This is a genomic window from Shigella sp. FC1567 (genome assembly GCF_001743015.1).
Taxonomy (GTDB): Bacteria; Pseudomonadota; Gammaproteobacteria; order Enterobacterales; family Enterobacteriaceae; genus Escherichia; species Escherichia coli.
In genome coordinates this window covers 1-16726 of record NZ_MIIV01000536.1, presented here as the reverse complement: position 1 = coordinate 16726, position 16726 = coordinate 1, and the positions used below count along the sequence as shown (strand labels likewise).

The 16726-nt window shown below is 49.6% G+C and carries 14 protein-coding genes and 3 pseudogenes; 10 read left to right on the top strand and 7 right to left on the bottom strand.

Annotated elements, in window-relative coordinates; genetic code table 11:
* On the top strand, positions 1–234 hold a 234-nt coding region (locus BHE85_RS25350), incomplete at its 5' end, for an IS1 family transposase (protein ID WP_001393844.1).
* On the opposite strand, the gene BHE85_RS25345 is transcribed toward BHE85_RS25350, so the two are convergent.
* From BHE85_RS25345 to BHE85_RS25335, 3 genes are read right to left on the bottom strand one after another with little or no spacing between them, the layout of a single operon-like run.
* Positions 228–575: a YdbL family probable chaperone protein gene (locus BHE85_RS25345; protein ID WP_011379215.1), complete on the bottom strand. Its 348-nt coding sequence runs from the start codon at positions 573–575 to the stop codon at positions 228–230. The genes BHE85_RS25350 and BHE85_RS25345 overlap by 7 nt on opposite strands.
* Positions 576–579: 4 nt before the next feature.
* Entirely contained in the window at positions 580–765 is a 186-nt protein-coding gene (locus tag BHE85_RS25340) for a YnbE family lipoprotein (protein WP_000698142.1), read from the bottom strand.
* Positions 762–3401 carry a YdbH family protein gene (locus BHE85_RS25335; protein ID WP_000900962.1) on the bottom strand — a complete coding sequence of 880 codons (2640 nt, stop codon included), beginning with the start codon at positions 3399–3401 and terminating at the stop codon, positions 762–764. The genes BHE85_RS25340 and BHE85_RS25335 overlap by 4 nt, the downstream gene beginning before the upstream one ends.
* Positions 3402–3608: 207 nt before the next feature.
* Between BHE85_RS25335 and ldhA the strand changes: the two genes are divergently transcribed.
* Complete coding sequence (ldhA, locus tag BHE85_RS25330) at positions 3609–4598, top strand: D-lactate dehydrogenase (protein WP_000762225.1); 990 nt, start codon at positions 3609–3611, stop codon at positions 4596–4598.
* Positions 4599–4708: 110 nt separating this feature from the next.
* On the top strand, positions 4709–5131 hold the full coding sequence (gene hslJ, locus BHE85_RS25325; RefSeq protein ID WP_001298828.1) for a heat shock protein HslJ: 423 nt from the start codon (positions 4709–4711) through the stop codon (positions 5129–5131).
* Here hslJ and BHE85_RS25320 read toward each other — a convergent pair.
* Positions 5128–5394, bottom strand: a complete 267-nt coding sequence (locus tag BHE85_RS25320; protein ID WP_001295715.1) for a putative hemolysin — start codon at positions 5392–5394, stop codon at positions 5128–5130. The genes hslJ and BHE85_RS25320 overlap by 4 nt on opposite strands.
* A gap of 273 nt (positions 5395–5667) precedes the next feature.
* On the opposite strand from BHE85_RS25320, the pseudogene nifJ reads away from it, so the two are divergent.
* The 7 genes and pseudogenes from nifJ to sitD all read left to right on the top strand — a co-directional run bounded on the left by nifJ (position 5668) and on the right by sitD (position 15271).
* Positions 5668–9191: pseudogene (gene nifJ, locus BHE85_RS25315) on the top strand (pyruvate:ferredoxin (flavodoxin) oxidoreductase).
* Between the two features lie 365 nt (positions 9192–9556).
* Positions 9557–10690 (top strand): porin OmpN, encoded by a 1134-nt coding sequence (ompN, locus tag BHE85_RS25310; RefSeq protein WP_000837912.1) that lies wholly within the window; start codon positions 9557–9559, stop codon positions 10688–10690.
* A 140-nt stretch (positions 10691–10830) separates the two neighbouring features.
* The gene (gene uspF / locus BHE85_RS25305; RefSeq protein ID WP_001295593.1) at positions 10831–11265 is read left to right on the top strand and encodes a universal stress protein UspF; all 435 of its coding nucleotides are present in this window, start codon (positions 10831–10833) and stop codon (positions 11263–11265) included.
* Between the two features lie 556 nt (positions 11266–11821).
* Positions 11822–12736 carry an iron/manganese ABC transporter substrate-binding protein SitA gene (sitA, locus tag BHE85_RS25300; RefSeq protein ID WP_000555620.1) on the top strand — a complete coding sequence of 305 codons (915 nt, stop codon included), beginning with the start codon at positions 11822–11824 and terminating at the stop codon, positions 12734–12736.
* A complete protein-coding gene (gene sitB, locus BHE85_RS25295) occupies positions 12736–13563 on the top strand; it encodes an iron/manganese ABC transporter ATP-binding protein SitB (protein ID WP_000983723.1) in 828 nt (275 codons plus the stop codon). The genes sitA and sitB overlap by 1 nt, the downstream gene beginning before the upstream one ends.
* Positions 13560–14417: an iron/manganese ABC transporter permease subunit SitC gene (gene sitC / locus BHE85_RS25290; RefSeq protein ID WP_001101728.1), complete on the top strand. Its 858-nt coding sequence runs from the start codon at positions 13560–13562 to the stop codon at positions 14415–14417. Before sitB ends, sitC begins: the two co-directional genes overlap by 4 nt.
* Entirely contained in the window at positions 14414–15271 is an 858-nt protein-coding gene (sitD, locus tag BHE85_RS25285) for an iron/manganese ABC transporter permease subunit SitD (protein WP_000968134.1), read from the top strand. Before sitC ends, sitD begins: the two co-directional genes overlap by 4 nt.
* A 210-nt stretch (positions 15272–15481) precedes the next feature.
* Here the strand turns inward: sitD and BHE85_RS28555 are convergent.
* From BHE85_RS28555 to BHE85_RS25275, 3 genes and pseudogenes are all read right to left on the bottom strand, one after another.
* Positions 15482–15565: pseudogene (locus tag BHE85_RS28555) on the bottom strand (DUF4376 domain-containing protein); the annotation flags it as partial.
* Positions 15566–15598: 33 nt separating this feature from the next.
* Positions 15599–16378: pseudogene (locus tag BHE85_RS25280) on the bottom strand (IS66-like element ISSfl3 family transposase); the annotation flags it as partial.
* A 42-nt stretch (positions 16379–16420) separates the two neighbouring features.
* Positions 16421–16726, bottom strand: a 306-nt coding sequence (locus tag BHE85_RS25275; protein ID WP_032232747.1) for an integrase core domain-containing protein, incomplete at its 5' end; no start/stop codon positions are given.

Here is a 16726-nt window from a genome sequence, read left to right as displayed (position 1 = left end):
TCGGCCTTTGAGGTCGTGGTATGGATGACGGATGGCTGGCCGCTGTATGAATCACGCCTGAAGGGAAAGCTGCACGTTATCAGCAAGCGTTACACTCAGCGCATTGAGCGACATAATCTGAATCTGAGACAACATCTGGCAAGGCTGGGACGGAAGTCACTGTCGTTCTCAAAATCGGTGGAGCTGCATGACAAGGTCATCGGGCATTATCTGAACATAAAACACTATCAGTAAGTTGGAGTCATTACCAATTTTCGTACCCATTTACCGTTTATCCCTTGTACATATTCCCCCGGTTTGGCCCGAGCTACGAGCTTTTGCCCGGCGAGTTTCGCGATATCATCTACAGACACATTATTTTGCTTTGCCAGTTGTTGGTAACTCGCTTTACGTTCGGCATTAATGTCGGTTACTAATTTCTCTGTTTCAGCATCCGTTTTCAGCGCAACCAGATAACCATAAAATGTTTCCCCGACCCGCCCCTGCGTTCTGGCTTCATCCAGAGTCAATGCCATTACATTGCTGCTTACCAGCCCAACAAGAAACGCACAAAGAAGTAATGTTTTCTTCATCATCGCCTCAGTAAAGATCGCTACGAGTTTCAAGCAGCTCTTCGACATCTTTGTCTGCCTTGATGATGATCTCATGCTCAATTTTAACGTTCATATTGATAGTGATCGGTTCCTTGGGCGCAGCGACTTCAATACGCGGCGTACAGGCAGCCAGCATAAAAGATGACGTCAACGCAGCCAGTAAAATTTTCATTGTTTTTCCTCACACTCTTTTCCTTGCGGACAGTCATTTCCCGGCAGACGTGCGTTCTGCTCCAACCATGCCTGGAGATTATCGCCAAAGCGTAAACTGCGCCACAGCGTAAAAATATTCTCTTCATGATGGTAATTAAGGTTTACCGTACCGCTTTTACCATCAACGCGACTGGTACCTGTAATGTTGGCCTGCATGGTTAATAAACCGAGATTATCTAAATTAATATTTGTCGATGAACGGCTAATTTCCATATAGCGCAACCAGTTAATTGCTGAACCCGCAGTCATATTGTCTTTCACCACCGCATCTGCGGTGTCTTTATCCAGCCGCAAGGTCATTGGCCCGCTATTTGCCAGCCAACCATCTTTCACTATCCATTTTTCGTTGTTTAGCCATAACGGCAATGCACCACTAAATGCCCCGGACATGGCGAATTGTTTCGGATTGACGGCGCTAACCAGTTCGCTGGATGAGAGATTATTCAGCCGCAACAGCGCCGGGTCATGTTGCGGCATACGTAATTGTTTCATCAGTACGTTACCGCCTAACACATCGACGCTAACATCAGTCAACAGCAAGGGTTCTTCTTCAGTCCACGGATAACGCCCTTGCAAATCAGCCGTAATATTTTTCGCTGTCACCAGATTAATCACTTCGGCAATTCGCAACGTAACGGGGCCGCGAGTCCCCAGATGCCAGGCTCCATCGGCAAAACGGAAAGGCAGGACAAAATCGACACCGTTAACCTGATTATCTGGCATCCAGGCACTACCGCCTTTCAACACGCCGTGCCCTCCCGCGCGGAATCCTTGTTCAGGCGCAGCAGAAAATGCAACCTGAGCATACAGTTCACCATCGCGTAAGTTCATCTTCCAGTCGGGTGGCACCAGCGGCTGGAATACAGTCAGTGATTGTTTTGGCCACCAGGCGTTACCGCGCAGACGAATACCGTCCCAGCGACCATTTACCCGAACCGGGCCAATCTCACCAGCATGTAAATCGCCTTTAAAGAGGAAATACGTCGGATCGCGCCCATCGACGCTAAATTTTAAGGTTGATGGCGGTAACACACTGCCGCCAGTGAACAGCGTTTGCCCGGCGTCCAGTGACAGCGCGCCGCTGAAGGAGGGATGCTGTGCGTCACGTACCCAGACGACGGGCTTGTCCAGAATTAATCGCGGCTTTTCTACCGTCATCGTACCGTATTGTAACTGGTCGAAACCGGTGGAGAGGTCGGTCAGCGTAATCGTGCTGTCATGCCATTCACCTTTTCCTGCGACATCCCAGGTGGCATTCATCGGTGTAAAACTGCCTTTTCCCCAGTAGCGCCACTGCCAGCGGCCCGCGTCAGGGAGAAAATCATTCGCCAGCCCATCCATATGCAGCACGAAATCGCCCAGTTCATTTTCATGCGCCTGCAAAATGGCCTGCAAACGTCCGTCAACACCACGTTGGGTGACTTTTACACCCGCTAAAGGCCAGCGGATTTCATCGATGTCCAGCGAATCGATGACTCTTCCCTTTGAACGAAGTAACGCGCCTGGCTCAAAGGCCAGCGTTGGGTCAGTCAGACTTCCACTTAGCTGCGCGGGTAAGCGGGCATATAAAATGAGGTCCGCCTGTTTCGCTTCACCGGTCAGCTGCAGAGGCAGCTGGCTGTTATCCATGCTTAATTTTCCTGGGCCAAAATTTAGCACCGCGTTGCCTTTACCCGCTTGCCCCTGGGTCAGCACACTCAGTCGTCCGCTGATCAGAGCGTTCTCAAGCCCTGCCTGCCAGTTGTCGACTTTGACACCCAGTCGGCCACTCAAAGGAAAACCTGCATACGGCCAACTCCAGCGACCATCGCTTACGGTCAATTGTTGACGAGTAATTTGCCACGGCAAATCGAGCAACGGATCGCCGTTATCACGTGCCAGCACAATCAATTGCCCGCTATTTTCCTGCCAGTCCAGCTCTGCATCCACCAGTGACGGTTCCTGCGGCAAGTTTAACGTCGCAGTAGCATGCCCACTTACAGGAAGTCCATCCGGCACGAGCGGCATAGTAAATTCCCCCACCAGTTTAACCGGCGGCTGATATTCAAACGCGATGACATCCAGTTCGCTGACTGTAAGTTGTTGCCCTTTCAGCTGGCCTTGAAATTTAACTTTTTCGCCCTGATAACGCAGTTGCTGGATATCAGAGGTTAATGCGAGAGAGAGTTTTCCCTGCCATTCCTGCCAGGGAGAAAAAATCAGTTTATCGATATTGATCCAGGTGTTAGGCAGCATGGACTGCCACTGCGCGAGGGTTTTTGGAGCAGCTGGCGATTGCTCCGTCTGCGGCAATTTCGCCAGACAAGCAGAATCAAGTTCTACCGTGCCGACGTTCAATAACCAGCGGCTGGGATGTGAAAGGCTGGCGTTGGTGATATGTGCAAGCTGACAATCTCCCACCAGATAACGGAGATCGGGAATGATTAAACCTTTACGCGTAATGCGTGGGCTTTCATCTAATGCAATACGTGTCCCGAGCGGTAGCCAGATGCCCGCCAGCGTGGGAACCCACAGCCCGAGCGTCATCAGCAGCGTCAACGGCACAAGAATAATCAGTAATAACAGCGCGAGAACGGCTTTATATTTACCCAGCATGGGTAGTTAATATCCTGATTTAGCGAAAAATTAAGCATTCAATACGGGTATTGTGGCATGTTTAACCGTTCAGTTGAAGGTTGCGCCTACACTAAGCATAGTTGTTGATGAATTTTTCAATATCGCCATGGTTTTCAATTATATTTGAAATTTTGTAAAATATTTTTAGTGGCTTAAATGTGATTCAACATCACTGGAGAAAGTCTTATGAAACTCGCCGTTTATAGCACAAAACAGTACGACAAGAAGTACCTGCAACAGGTGAACGAGTCCTTTGGCTTTGAGCTGGAATTTTTTGACTTTCTGCTGACGGAAAAAACCGCTAAAACTGCCAATGGCTGCGAAGCGGTATGTATTTTCGTAAACGATGACGGCAGCCGCCCGGTGCTGGAAGAGCTGAAAAAGCACGGCGTTAAATATATCGCCCTGCGCTGTGCCGGTTTCAATAACGTCGACCTTGATGCGGCAAAAGAACTGGGGCTGAAAGTAGTCCGTGTTCCAGCCTATGATCCAGAGGCCGTTGCTGAACACGCCATCGGTATGATGATGACGCTGAACCGCCGTATTCACCGCGCGTATCAGCGTACCCGTGACGCTAACTTCTCTCTGGAAGGTCTGACCGGCTTTACTATGTATGGCAAAACGGCAGGCGTTATCGGTACCGGTAAAATCGGTGTGGCGATGCTGCGCATTCTGAAAGGTTTTGGTATGCGTCTGCTGGCGTTCGATCCGTATCCAAGTGCAGCGGCGCTGGAACTCGGTGTGGAGTATGTCGATCTGCCAACCCTGTTCTCTGAATCAGACGTTATCTCTCTGCACTGCCCGCTGACACCGGCAAACTACCATCTGTTGAACGAAGCCGCCTTCGATCAGATGAAAAATGGCGTGATGATCGTCAATACCAGTCGCGGTGCATTGATTGATTCTCAGGCAGCAATTGAAGCGCTGAAAAATCAGAAAATTGGTTCGTTGGGTATGGACGTGTATGAGAACGAACGCGATCTGTTCTTTGAAGATAAATCCAACGACGTGATCCAGGATGACGTATTCCGTCGCCTGTCTGCCTGCCACAACGTGCTGTTTACCGGGCACCAGGCATTCCTGACAGCAGAAGCTCTGACCAGTATTTCTCAGACTACGCTGCAAAACTTAAGCAATCTGGAAAAAGGCGAAACCTGCCCGAACGAACTGGTTTAATGTTGCAGCTCCCCTGCAATCCAGGGGAGCTGATTCAGATAATCCCCAATGACCTTTCATTCTCTATTCTTAAAATAGTCCTGAGTCAGAAACTGTAATTGAGAACCACAATGAAGAAAGTAGCCGCGTTTGTTGCGCTAAGCCTGCTGATGGCGGGATGTGTAAGTAATGACAAAATTGCTGTTACGCCAGAACAGCTACAGCATCATCGCTTTGTGCTGGAAAGCGTAAACGGTAAGCCCGTGACCAGCGATAAAAATCCGCCAGAAATCAGTTTTGGTGAAAAAATGATGATTTCCGGCAGCATGTGTAACCGCTTTAGCGGTGAAGGCAAACTGTCTAATGGTGAACTGACAGCCAAAGGGCTGGCAATGACCCGTATGATGTGCGCTAACCCGCAGCTTAATGAACTCGATAACACCATTAGCGAAATGCTGAAAGAAGGTGCACAAGTGGATCTGACCGCGAACCAGTTAACGCTGGCGACCGCGAAACAGACATTAACTTATAAGCTGGCGGATTTAATGAATTAATAGCTGCCACAGCTCCCGGCGGCAAGTGACTGTTCGCTACAGCGTTTGCCGTTGGGTAATGCACACATCCCAATCGCCGTGCCATCCAGTTGACGGGCAACAGAAAGCGAACCGCCGATCATTGCACAATTTGCTTCTCCACTACTGGACATCGACGCTTTTAAACCTGGCGCTACGTGCGCCGCAGTCGCCTGCTGAACAGGTTCACTACTACACGCCGACAACAATAAAGCGGCACACCCTACCCAAAACGCTGCTCGCATCTTTTCTTCCTCTGATCTTCAAGCCAAACGACACCGCCATAAATAATAGGCAGCACAGAGGGCGACATCGAGAGCTGTCCTGCGCGTTGCCCCGCATTTTTACTTTTTTATGGCTATTTTTTTGCCCTCTGTTTGATCAAAACATTCATTACGCTGATGTGGGGGACACAAAAGCGAAAATGCAGAAGAAAGCCATTTGCTAAAATTGAAAGATTACTACTGGGCGCGCAGCAATTTCGTGCGCCCCTCATTTGCGCAATGTAAGGGTGTCATATGATTACTATTGACGGTAATGGCGCGGTTGCTTCGGTGGCGTTTCGCACCAGTGAAGTTATCGCCATCTACCCTATTACCCCCAGTTCCACGATGGCAGAACAGGCTGATGCCTGGGCCGGAAACGGCTTGAAGAACGTTTGGGGAGACACACCACGCGTGGTTGAAATGCAGTCGGAAGCGGGTGCTATCGCTACCGTGCATGGCGCTTTGCAGACGGGTGCCCTTTCAACATCGTTTACGTCATCGCAGGGTTTGCTGCTGATGATCCCGACACTGTACAAACTGGCAGGCGAACTCACACCGTTTGTCCTGCATGTAGCGGCACGTACCGTTGCCACACATGCACTCTCTATTTTTGGCGATCATTCCGACGTCATGGCGGTGCGCCAGACGGGTTGCGCGATGTTGTGTGCGGCAAACGTCCAGGAAGCGCAAGACTTTGCTCTCATTTCGCACATCGCGACGCTGAAAAGCCGCGTGCCATTTATTCATTTCTTTGATGGTTTCCGCACGTCCCACGAAATCAATAAAATTGTCCCGCTGGCCGATGACACGATTCTTGATCTCATGCCGCAGGCCGAAATTGATGCTCATCGCGCCCGGGCGCTCAACCCGGAACATCCGGTGATCCGTGGTACGTCCGCCAATCCTGACTCTTATTTCCAGTCTCGCGAAGCCACCAACCCCTGGTACAACGCAGTCTATGACCATGTTGAACAGGCGATGAATGATTTCTCTGCCGCGACAGGTCGTCAGTATCAGCCGTTTGAATATTACGGGCATCCGCAAGCTGAACGGGTGATTATCCTGATGGGCTCAGCCATTGGCACCTGTGAAGAAGTGGTTGATGAATTGCTAACCCGTGGCGAAAAAGTCGGCGTGCTGAAAGTTCGCCTGTACCGCCCCTTCTCAGCCAAACACTTGCTACAAACTCTACCGGGATCCGTACGCAGCGTGGCGGTACTGGACAGAACCAAAGAACCCGGTGCCCAGGCAGAACCGCTCTATCTGGATGTGATGACCGCACTGGCAGAAGCCTTTAATAATGGCAAGCGCGAAACTCTGCCCCGTGTCATTGGTGGGCGCTATGGTCTTTCATCCAAAGAATTTGCCCGGACTGTGTACTGGCGGTATTTGCCGAGCTCAACGCGGCTAAACCGAAAGCGCGCTTTACGGTTGGTATTTACGATGATGTAACCAATCTGTCCCTGCCGTTGCCGGAAAACACCCAGCCAAACTCGGCGAAACTTGAAGCCTTGTTTTATGGCCTTGGTAGTGATGGCAGCGTTTCCGCGACCAAAAACAATATCAAGATTATCGGTAATTCCACGCCGTGGTACGCACAGGGCTATTTTGTTTACGACTCCAAAAAAGCGGGCGGCCTGACGGTTTCTCACCTTCGCGTGAGCGAACAGCCGATTCGTTCCGCTTATCTCATTTCCCAGGCTGATTTTGTTGGCTGCCACCAGTTGCAGTTTATCGATAAATATCAGATGGCTGAGCGTTTAAAACCTGGCGGCATTTTCCTGCTCAACACGCCGTACAGCGCAGATGAAGTGTGGTCGCGCTTGCCGCAAGAAGTTCAGGCCGTGTTAAACCAGAAAAAAGCGCGCTTCTATGTGATTAACGCGGCGAAAATCGCCCGCGAATGTGGCCTGGCGGCCCGTATTAATACCGTCATGCAGATGGCTTTTTTCCATCTGACGCAAATTCTGCCTGGCGATAGCGCCCTCGCAGAATTGCAGGGTGCGATTGCCAAAAGTTACAGTAGCAAAGGCCAGGATCTGGTGGAAGGCAACTGGCAGGCTCTGGCGCTGGCGCGTGAATCCGTAGAAGAAGTTCCGTTGCAACCGGTAAATCCGCACAGCGCCAATCGACCGCCAGTGGTTTCCGATGCCGCCCCTGATTTCGTGAAAACCGTAACCGCAGCGATGCTCGCAGGGCTTGGTGATGCCCTCCCCGTTTCGGCGCTGCCGCCAGACGGCACCTGGCCGATGGGGACCACTCGCTGGGAAAAACGCAATATCGCCGAAGAGATCCCCATCTGGAAAGAGGAACTCTGTACCCAATGTAACCACTGCGTCGCCGCTTGCCCACACTCAGCTATTCGCGCAAAAGTGGTACCACCCGAAGCGATGGAAAACGCCCCTGCCAGCCTGCATTCGCTGGATGTGAAATCGCGTGATATGCGCGGGCAGAAATATGTCTTGCAGGTGGCTCCGGAAGATTGCACCGGTTGTAACCTGTGCGTCGAAGTTTGCCCGGCGAAAGACCGTCAGAATCCAGAGATTAAAGCCATCAATATGATGTCGCGCCTGGAACATGTCGAAGAAGAGAAAATCAATTACGATTTCTTCCTCAACCTGCCAGAAATCGACCGTAGCAAACTGGAACGTATTGATATTCGTACATCGCAGCTGATTACACCGCTGTTTGAATATTCCGGTGCTTGCTCCGGTTGTGGCGAGACGCCGTATATTAAATTGCTGACTCAGCTCTATGGCGACCGGATGTTGATCGCTAACGCCACCGGCTGTTCTTCAATTTATGGCGGTAACCTGCCCTCTACACCGTATACCACCGATGCCAACGGTCGTGGGCCGGCATGGGCGAACTCTCTATTTGAAGATAATGCCGAATTTGGCCTTGGTTTCCGCCTGACGGTCGATCAACACCGTGTCCGCGTGCTGCGTCTGCTGGATCAATTTGCCGATAAAATCCCGGCGGAATTACTGACGGCGTTGAAATCAGACGCTACGCCAGAGGTTCGTCGAGAACAGGTCGCAGCTTTACGCCAGCAACTCAACGATGTTGCCGAAGCACATGAACTGCTACGTGATGCAGATGCACTGGTGGAAAAATCAATCTGGCTGATTGGTGGTGATGGCTGGGCTTACGATATCGGCTTTGGCGGTCTGGATCATGTATTGAGTTTGACGGAAAACGTCAACATTCTGGTGCTGGATACGCAATGCTATTCCAACACCGGTGGTCAGGCGTCGAAAGCGACACCGCTGGGTGCAGTAACTAAATTTGGCGAGCACGGCAAACGTAAAGCGCGTAAAGATCTTGGCGTCAGTATGATGATGTACGGTCATGTTTATGTGGCGCAGATTTCTCTCGGCGCGCAGCTGAATCAGACGGTGAAAGCGATTCAGGAAGCGGAAGCGTATCCGGGACCATCGCTGATCATTGCTTATAGCCCGTGTGAAGAGCATGGTTACGATCTGGCACTCAGCCATGACCAGATGCGCCAACTCACAGCTACCGGCTTCTGGCCGCTATATCGCTTCGATCCTCGTCGTGCCGATGAAGGCAAACTGCCGCTGGCGCTGGATTCACGCCCGCCGTCAGAAGCACTGGAAGAAACGTTACTTCACGAGCAACGTTTCCGTCGTCTGAATTCGCAGCAGCCAGAAGTGGCAGAACAGTTATGGAAAGATGCTGCAGCTGATTTGCAAAAACGCTATGACTTCCTGGCACAAATGGCCGGAAAAGCGGAAAAAAGCAACACCGATTAAATGCTCTGGATAAGGATTATCCAATTCTAAAAAAAAGCCCGGACGACTGTTCGGGCTTGTCTTTTTATATGTTGGAAAATCAGTGGCAATGCAATGGCCCAACAGAAAATAAAATCTGTGACAATAAAGGCATATAACCCGCGCAGAATAACGTATAGAAAATTAAAAGTATAATTTTTATTTTGTATGTATTATCTTCGATACATTCACCAGACTTATTATCATTTCAGAAGAATTATTTGATTAAGGTTTTACTTAAGGCGTAACAAATGATATTTATCGGCTAACTGAACTTCTCCTTTAGGATGTTTTCACTCCCCGGAATGGGGATAAAAGGCAAATAAAATAACTAAAGGATTTATTCAATGAAAAGCAAAGTACTGGCACTTTTAATTCCTGCCCTGCTCGCCGCAGGTGCTGCACATGCAGCCGAAGTTTATAATAAAGACGGCAACAAATTAGATCTGTATGGCAAAGTTGATGGCCTGCATTATTTTTCTGATAATTCAGCGAAAGATGGCGATCAGAGCTATGCGCGTCTGGGTTTTAAAGGCGAAACCCAAATTAACGATCAACTCACTGGCTACGGTCAATGGGAATACAATATTCAAGCAAACAACACTGAATCTTCAAAAAACCAGTCATGGACCCGTCTGGCATTTGCCGGGCTGAAATTTGCAGATTACGGTTCTTTCGATTACGGACGTAATTATGGCGTAATGTACGACATCGAAGGCTGGACCGATATGCTGCCTGAATTTGGCGGTGACTCTTATACCAATGCAGACAACTTTATGACTGGTCGAGCCAATGGCGTCGCGACTTATCGTAATACTGATTTCTTCGGTCTGGTAAATGGTCTGAACTTCGCGGTGCAGTATCAAGGTAACAACGAAGGAGCCAGTAATGGTCAGGAAGGCACCAACAACGGACGTGATGTTCGCCATGAAAACGGTGACGGCTGGGGTTTTTCCACAACATATGATTTAGGCATGGGCTTTAGCGCTGGTGCGGCATACACCTCTTCTGACCGCACCAATGACCAGGTTAACCATACTGCGGCGGGTGGTGATAAAGCAGACGCGTGGACTGCTGGGCTAAAATACGATGCTAACAATATTTACCTGGCAACCATGTATTCAGAAACGCGTAATATGACCCCGTTTGGCGACAGCGATTATGCTGTGGCAAACAAAACCCAGAATTTTGAAGTCACTGCCCAGTACCAGTTTGATTTTGGTCTGCGTCCGGCAGTCTCTTTCCTGATGTCTAAAGGCCGTGACCTGCACGCTGCCGGTGGTGCAGACAACCCGGCAGGTGTTGATGATAAAGATCTGGTTAAATACGCCGATGTTGGCGCGACTTACTATTTCAATAAAAACATGTCCACCTACGTTGACTATAAAATCAACCTGTTGGATGAAGATGACAGCTTCTACGCTGCCAATGGCATCTCTACCGATGATATTGTCGCTTTAGGTCTGGTTTATCAGTTCTAAATCCTCCTGCCCGCTGTTATGGCGGGCTTTTTCTGCTTATTCTTCCTCCTTTGATCTAAATTAAAAATGTGAACTCCATCATTACACAAAAAGTGTCATCTGGCGTTACACTTTATGCGGATACTAAAACAGGAGGTTTTATGAACAGAACGATTCTTGTCCCTATCGATATTTCCGATTCAGAATTAACTCAACGCGTGATTAGCCACGTTGAGGCAGAGGCAAAGATTGACGATGCAGAGGTTCATTTCCTGACGGTAATACCTTCACTGCCCTACTATGCCTCTCTGGGTTTAGCGTATTCCGCAGAATTACCGGCAATGGATGACCTGAAAGCGGAAGCCAAATCGCAACTGGAAGAGATCATTAAAAAATTTAAACTGCCAACCGACAGAGTGCATGTCCATGTTGAGGAAGGCTCGCCCAAAGACCGCATTCTGGAATTGGCGAAGAAGATCCCCGCTCATATGATCATCATTGCTTCCCATCGACCGGATATCACCACTTATCTGCTCGGTTCCAACGCCGCAGCTGTAGTGCGTCACGCAGAGTGCTCCGTGCTGGTTGTGCGCTGACACTAACGCCCGCACATTGCTGCGGGCTTTTTGATTCATTTCGCAAATGTGCTGACATTTTCCCCTCTAATCCGTACCATACACGCCACTGTTTTTATATCAGATTTCTTATGCTGGGCATTCCGGCATGACGCATACTCTTCTGATGCCATATAACGAATTGAGTCGCTTTTAAATGTCGCAAAATCAAGAATTTAGTAAGAAAGAACAATACAACCTGAACAAGTAAGGGCAAAAATCACAACTATCTGACTCATAAGTATTTTATTTATTTTTCAATATGTTAAACATTATCGGCGACAACAATAAGCTACGATAACCCACTCTTTTTTTGCCCCATTTTTGCCATCAACAATTTTCCTCATAAAGTCATTTCAAAGCCTAATAGCTGCTCTACTTTTTTCCTCAATATCATGTCGCCAGCAGGAAACAACCTAATCCCTGTTTTAGGCCTCAAAGCTGTTAATGATAATTATTTTCATTTTGTATAGGTTATGCTATAAAACATAGCCGTTGCTATGTTTGTTCTAATTTTGCTCACTATAGGTACTAAATTATGCACTCAATAAAAAAAGTAACCATGCTCTTGGGGTGCCTCGCCCTCACCTGCTCGATCGCATTTCAGGCAAGTGCAACTGAAAAATTCAAGGTCATTACAACATTTACCATCATCGCGGATATGGCCAAAAACGTGGCTGGAGATGCTGCAGAAGTCTCATCCATAACCAAGCCTGGTGCAGAAATTCATGAGTATCAGCCTACCCCTGGCGATATTAAACGTGCACAGGGGGCACAACTGATTCTCGCCAATGGTATGAATCTGGAATTGTGGTTCCAACGCTTTTACCAGCATCTCAATGGGGTTCCAGAAGTAATTGTCTCTTCGGGTGTGACGCCAGTAGGGATCACCGAAGGACCCTATGAGGGCAAACCTAATCCCCATGCATGGATGTCGCCAGATAATGCTCTGATTTACGTCGATAATATTCGTGATGCGTTGATAAAATACGATCCGGCAAATGCACAAACCTACCAACGTAATGCCGATACTTATAAAGCCAAGATTACCCAAACCCTTGCCCCCCTGCGTAAGCAGATTACGGAACTCCCTGAGAATCAGCGATGGATGGTCACCAGTGAAGGGGCTTTTTCTTATCTCGCACGCGATTTGGGGCTAAAAGAGCTTTATCTGTGGCCGATTAATGCCGATCAACAAGGAACACCGCAGCAGGTACGTAAGGTTGTTGATATAGTTAAGAAAAATCATATCCCGGCAGTCTTTAGCGAGAGTACGATTTCCGATAAACCAGCGCGTCAGGTTGCGCGTGAAACCGGCGCACACTACGGCGGTGTGCTCTATGTCGATTCCCTGAGCACAGAAAACGGCCCGGTACCTACGTATATCGACCTTCTTAAGGTTACTACCAGTACGCTGGTACAGGGAATTAAAGCCGGGAAAAGGGAGAAATAATGATGCAATCTGCAGGCATTGTCGTTAATGATGTTACTGTCACCTGGCGTAACGGGCACACAGCACTGCGCGATGCATCCTTCACAGTACCAAGTGGATCTATTGCCGCTCTGGTTGGGGTAAACGGTTCCGGAAAATCGACGTTGTTTAAAGCGATTATGGGATTTGTGCGTCTGACCAGCGGAAAGATATCTGTTCTGGGTATTCCCACGCGACAGGCGCTACAGAAAAACCTGGTTGCCTACGTCCCTCAGTCAGAAGAGGTTGACTGGTCATTTCCTGTACTGGTGGAAGATGTGGTGATGATGGGCCGCTATGGGTATATGGGTATGTTGCGTATAGCCAAAAAGAGGGATCGTCAGATTGTCACCGATGCGCTGGAACGTGTCGATATGGTGGATTTTCGCCATCGTCAAATCGGCGAGCTTTCCGGTGGACAAAAGAAACGCGTCTTTCTGGCGAGAGCGATTGCACAGCAGGGTGATGTGATCCTGCTGGATGAACCTTTTACCGGCGTTGATGTGAAAACCGAAGCGAAAATCATCAGCCTGTTGAGGGAGTTACGCGCGGAAGGCAAAACGATGCTTGTCTCAACGCACAATCTCGGCTCAGTCACGACATTTTGCGATTATACGGTCATGGTCAAAGGCACCGTCCTGGCAAGCGGGCCGACAGACACCACTTTTACAGCCGAGAACCTGGAGCTGGCTTTTAGCGGCGTACTGCGCCATGTCACACTTAACGGCTCGGAAGAAAGCATTATTACTGACGATGAACGCCCTTTTGTGGCACATCGACCGTCAGCGGTGCAGAGGGAAGCAAGATGAACGTGCTACTGGAACCCTTCAGCTATGAATATATGCTCAATGCGATGTGGGTCTCGGCAATGGTCGGCGGTCTCTGCGCTTTCCTGTCATGCTATCTGATGCTAAAAGGCTGGTCGCTGATTGGCGATGCGCTGTCGCACTCTATTGTCCCGGGTGTTGCGGGGGCATATATGCTGGGGCTTCCGTTTTCTCTGGGAGCCTTCTTTTCCGGCGGACTGGCAGCGGGCAGCATGCTGTTTCTTAACCAACGCACCCGCTTAAAAGAAGATGCCATCATCGGCCTGATCTTCTCGTCCTTTTTTGGCCTGGGGCTGTTTATGGTGTCATTGAACCCGACATCCGTGAACATTCAGACCATCGTCCTGGGCAATATTCTGGCAATCGATCCGGCGGATATCCTGCAACTCACTATCATTGGCATTCTCTCGATCATCGTGCTTTTTTTCAAATGGAAAGATCTTATGGTGACCTTTTTCGACGAGAATCACGCCCGTGCTATTGGATTACATCCGGGCAGATTAAAAATCCTCTTCTTCACCCTGCTGTCGGTTTCGACCGTTGCGGCGCTGCAAACGGTTGGTGCCTTTCTGGTGATCTGTCTGGTGGTGACTCCCGGTGCAACAGCATGGTTGTTAACCGATCGTTTTCCCCGCCTGCTCATAATTGCTGTAACTATTGGCAGTGTAACCAGTTTCCTCGGCGCGTGGGTCAGTTACTTTCTGGACGGCGCGACAGGTGGAATCATCGTGGTGGCGCAGACACTGCTGTTTCTTTTAGCATTTGTATTTGCGCCCACCCATGGACTTTTGGCAAATCGTCGGCGTGCGCATAAAGCGCTGGAGGATCGCTCATGATGGCATTATTACTGGAGCCACTGCAGTTCACCTTTATGAGTCACGCACTGCTGATTTCACTGGTAGTTTCCATACCCTGTGCGCTGCTGTCGGTCTTTCTGGTCCTGAAAGGTTGGGCACTGATGGGTGACGCGATGAGTCATGCGGTTTTTCCTGGCATCGTGCTTACCTGGATTCTGGGGTTACCTCTGGCTACAGGGGCATTCGTCGCCGGAGTATTCTGCGCGGTGGCGACGGGATACCTGAAAGACAACAGCCGAATCAAGCAAGATACAGTTATGGGGATTGTTTTTTCTGGCATGTTTGCCGCAGGTCTGATCTTGTATATTGCAATCAAACCAGACGTACATCTTGACCATATTCTTTTCGGCGACATGCTCGGGATAACCATCGGCGATATAATCCAGACGGTGATTATTGCCGGGCTGGTTACACTTGTTATTAGCGTAAAATGGCGGGATTTTTTGCTGTTCAGCTTTGATTATCAACAGGCGCAGGTAAGCGGTTTGCATACGAGATGGCTGCATTATGGGCTGCTGTGCATGGTTTCCCTGACCATTGTGGCGACGCTGAAAGCAGTAGGTATCATTCTCTCTATTTCTCTGCTCATTGCGCCTGGCGCCATTGCAGTACTCCTGACACAACGCTTTCATATTGCGCTCCTACTGGCGACTGGCATATCGGTAATAGTGTCAATGACTGGTGTCTGGCTGTCCTTTTTTATCGACAGCGCACCAGCTCCGACGATTGTCGTCTTATTCGCGGTCGTGTTCATCATGACGTTTACCGTTACCAGCATCAACGCACGCACAAAGGGAAACGCCCATACACAGGATCTGTTATCACCCAATTAGCACAATATCCGAGGACAGCATCGTCCGCCAGCGTCCGCCAGCCTACAGAAGTTCGGAAAGCCATGGAAGGTCGTTGGGAGGAGGTACGAATTCTATCATGCAAAAAATACGTAAAATCGATAACGCCTAGAAATCATTCAATACTCGCACTATCGAAAGTTTACCAGCCAACCGCGGCACGTTCCTGCATACGACGTGCCGCAGCTTCTGTTATTCCACGATAAAATTCCTAACCGAATTCAAATCCTTCAGACTATTCAGCTCTTCCTTCAGCTCCCGCTGACGGCGATAAATCGTAAGCGCCCCGAGAAGTACGTAGCGTAAGGATTATTTTACAGACGAGAAGTTCCAGGGCAGCAGTTCATGCACTTGGTTCGACGGCCAGTCATTGAGCTTCTCGATCACTTCGCGCAACCAGTCCTCCGGCTCCACTTCGTTCTGTTTGCAGGTGACCAGCAGACTGTAGATGATCGCCGCACTTTCTCCTCCCTTGTCTGAGCCGAAAAAGAGATAATTTTTTCTTCCAACCGCCACCGATCGTAACGCGTTTTCACCGATGTTGTTGTCTATTTCCACCCAGCCGTCACGACAGAACTCGTTCAGCGCATTCCAGTGATTCAGGATATAGTCGAACGCCTTCGCCATCTCCGCATGTTTCGACAGCGTTTTCCTCTGCAACTGTATCCAGTCGTACAATGACTGCATCAACTGGACGCTTCTGGCTTTTCTGACTGCAAGCCGTTCCTCTGCCGGACTGCCACGTATCTCCGCTTCTATGTCGTATAACTCTGCTATCCGTCTGAGCGCTTCCTGAGTCATTTCTGTCGGACGGCGCACATCCTCGTCATGGATTTTTCGGCGGGCGTGGGCCAGGCACCCGGCTTCCTTCACCCGGCCCGTTTCGTACAGTACGTTATAACCTGCATAGGCATCAGCCTGCAGTACGCCCTGATACTTTGCCAGGTGGAGCTGCGGATGTTCTCCTTTGCGATCTGCCGAATACGCGAACCAGACGGCTGCCGGCAGGGATGAACCCGCATTACGATCATCCCTGACGTATACCCACAGACGACCCGTTTTCGTCTTTCCGTTCCCCGGGGCCAGTACTGAACCGCCCCGGGTTTCCTGGAGAGTGTTTTATCTGTGAACTCAGGCTGCCAGATCATCGTTTCCGATGGAAGCATAATAAGCTTTTTCTGCTTCTGCCGGAGGGATGTGGCCCAGCCTTTCCAGCAATCGTCGATTATTATACCAGTCCACCCACGTGAGTGTGGCCAGTTCCACTTCTGCACGGTTTTTCCAGCTCTTACGGTGTATTACCTCCGCTTTGTAAAGACCATTGATGCTCTCCGCCATCGCGTTGTCATACGAGTCGCCTGTACTTCCTGTTGATGCCAGTAATCCGGCTTCCTTAAGCCGCTGTGTGTAGGCCAGCGATACATACTGAGAACCTTT

Bases quoted from the DNA above. Each gene is read 5' to 3' on its own strand.
- ldhA (WP_000762225.1), top strand. From the start codon at position 3,609: ATGAAACTCGCCGTTTATAGCACAAAACAGTACGACAAGAAGTACCTG.
- BHE85_RS25335 (WP_000900962.1), bottom strand. From the start codon at position 3,401: ATGCTGGGTAAATATAAAGCCGTTCTCGCGCTGTTATTACTGATTATT.
- sitC (WP_001101728.1), top strand. From the start codon at position 13,560: ATGAACGTGCTACTGGAACCCTTCAGCTATGAATATATGCTCAATGCG.
- BHE85_RS25340 (WP_000698142.1), bottom strand. From the start codon at position 765: ATGAAAATTTTACTGGCTGCGTTGACGTCATCTTTTATGCTGGCTGCC.
- sitB (WP_000983723.1), top strand. From the start codon at position 12,736: ATGATGCAATCTGCAGGCATTGTCGTTAATGATGTTACTGTCACCTGG.
- uspF (WP_001295593.1), top strand. From the start codon at position 10,831: ATGAACAGAACGATTCTTGTCCCTATCGATATTTCCGATTCAGAATTA.
- sitD (WP_000968134.1), top strand. From the start codon at position 14,414: ATGATGGCATTATTACTGGAGCCACTGCAGTTCACCTTTATGAGTCAC.
- BHE85_RS25320 (WP_001295715.1), bottom strand. From the start codon at position 5,394: ATGCGAGCAGCGTTTTGGGTAGGGTGTGCCGCTTTATTGTTGTCGGCG.
- BHE85_RS25345 (WP_011379215.1), bottom strand. From the start codon at position 575: ATGATGAAGAAAACATTACTTCTTTGTGCGTTTCTTGTTGGGCTGGTA.
- hslJ (WP_001298828.1), top strand. From the start codon at position 4,709: ATGAAGAAAGTAGCCGCGTTTGTTGCGCTAAGCCTGCTGATGGCGGGA.
- sitA (WP_000555620.1), top strand. From the start codon at position 11,822: ATGCACTCAATAAAAAAAGTAACCATGCTCTTGGGGTGCCTCGCCCTC.
- ompN (WP_000837912.1), top strand. From the start codon at position 9,557: ATGAAAAGCAAAGTACTGGCACTTTTAATTCCTGCCCTGCTCGCCGCA.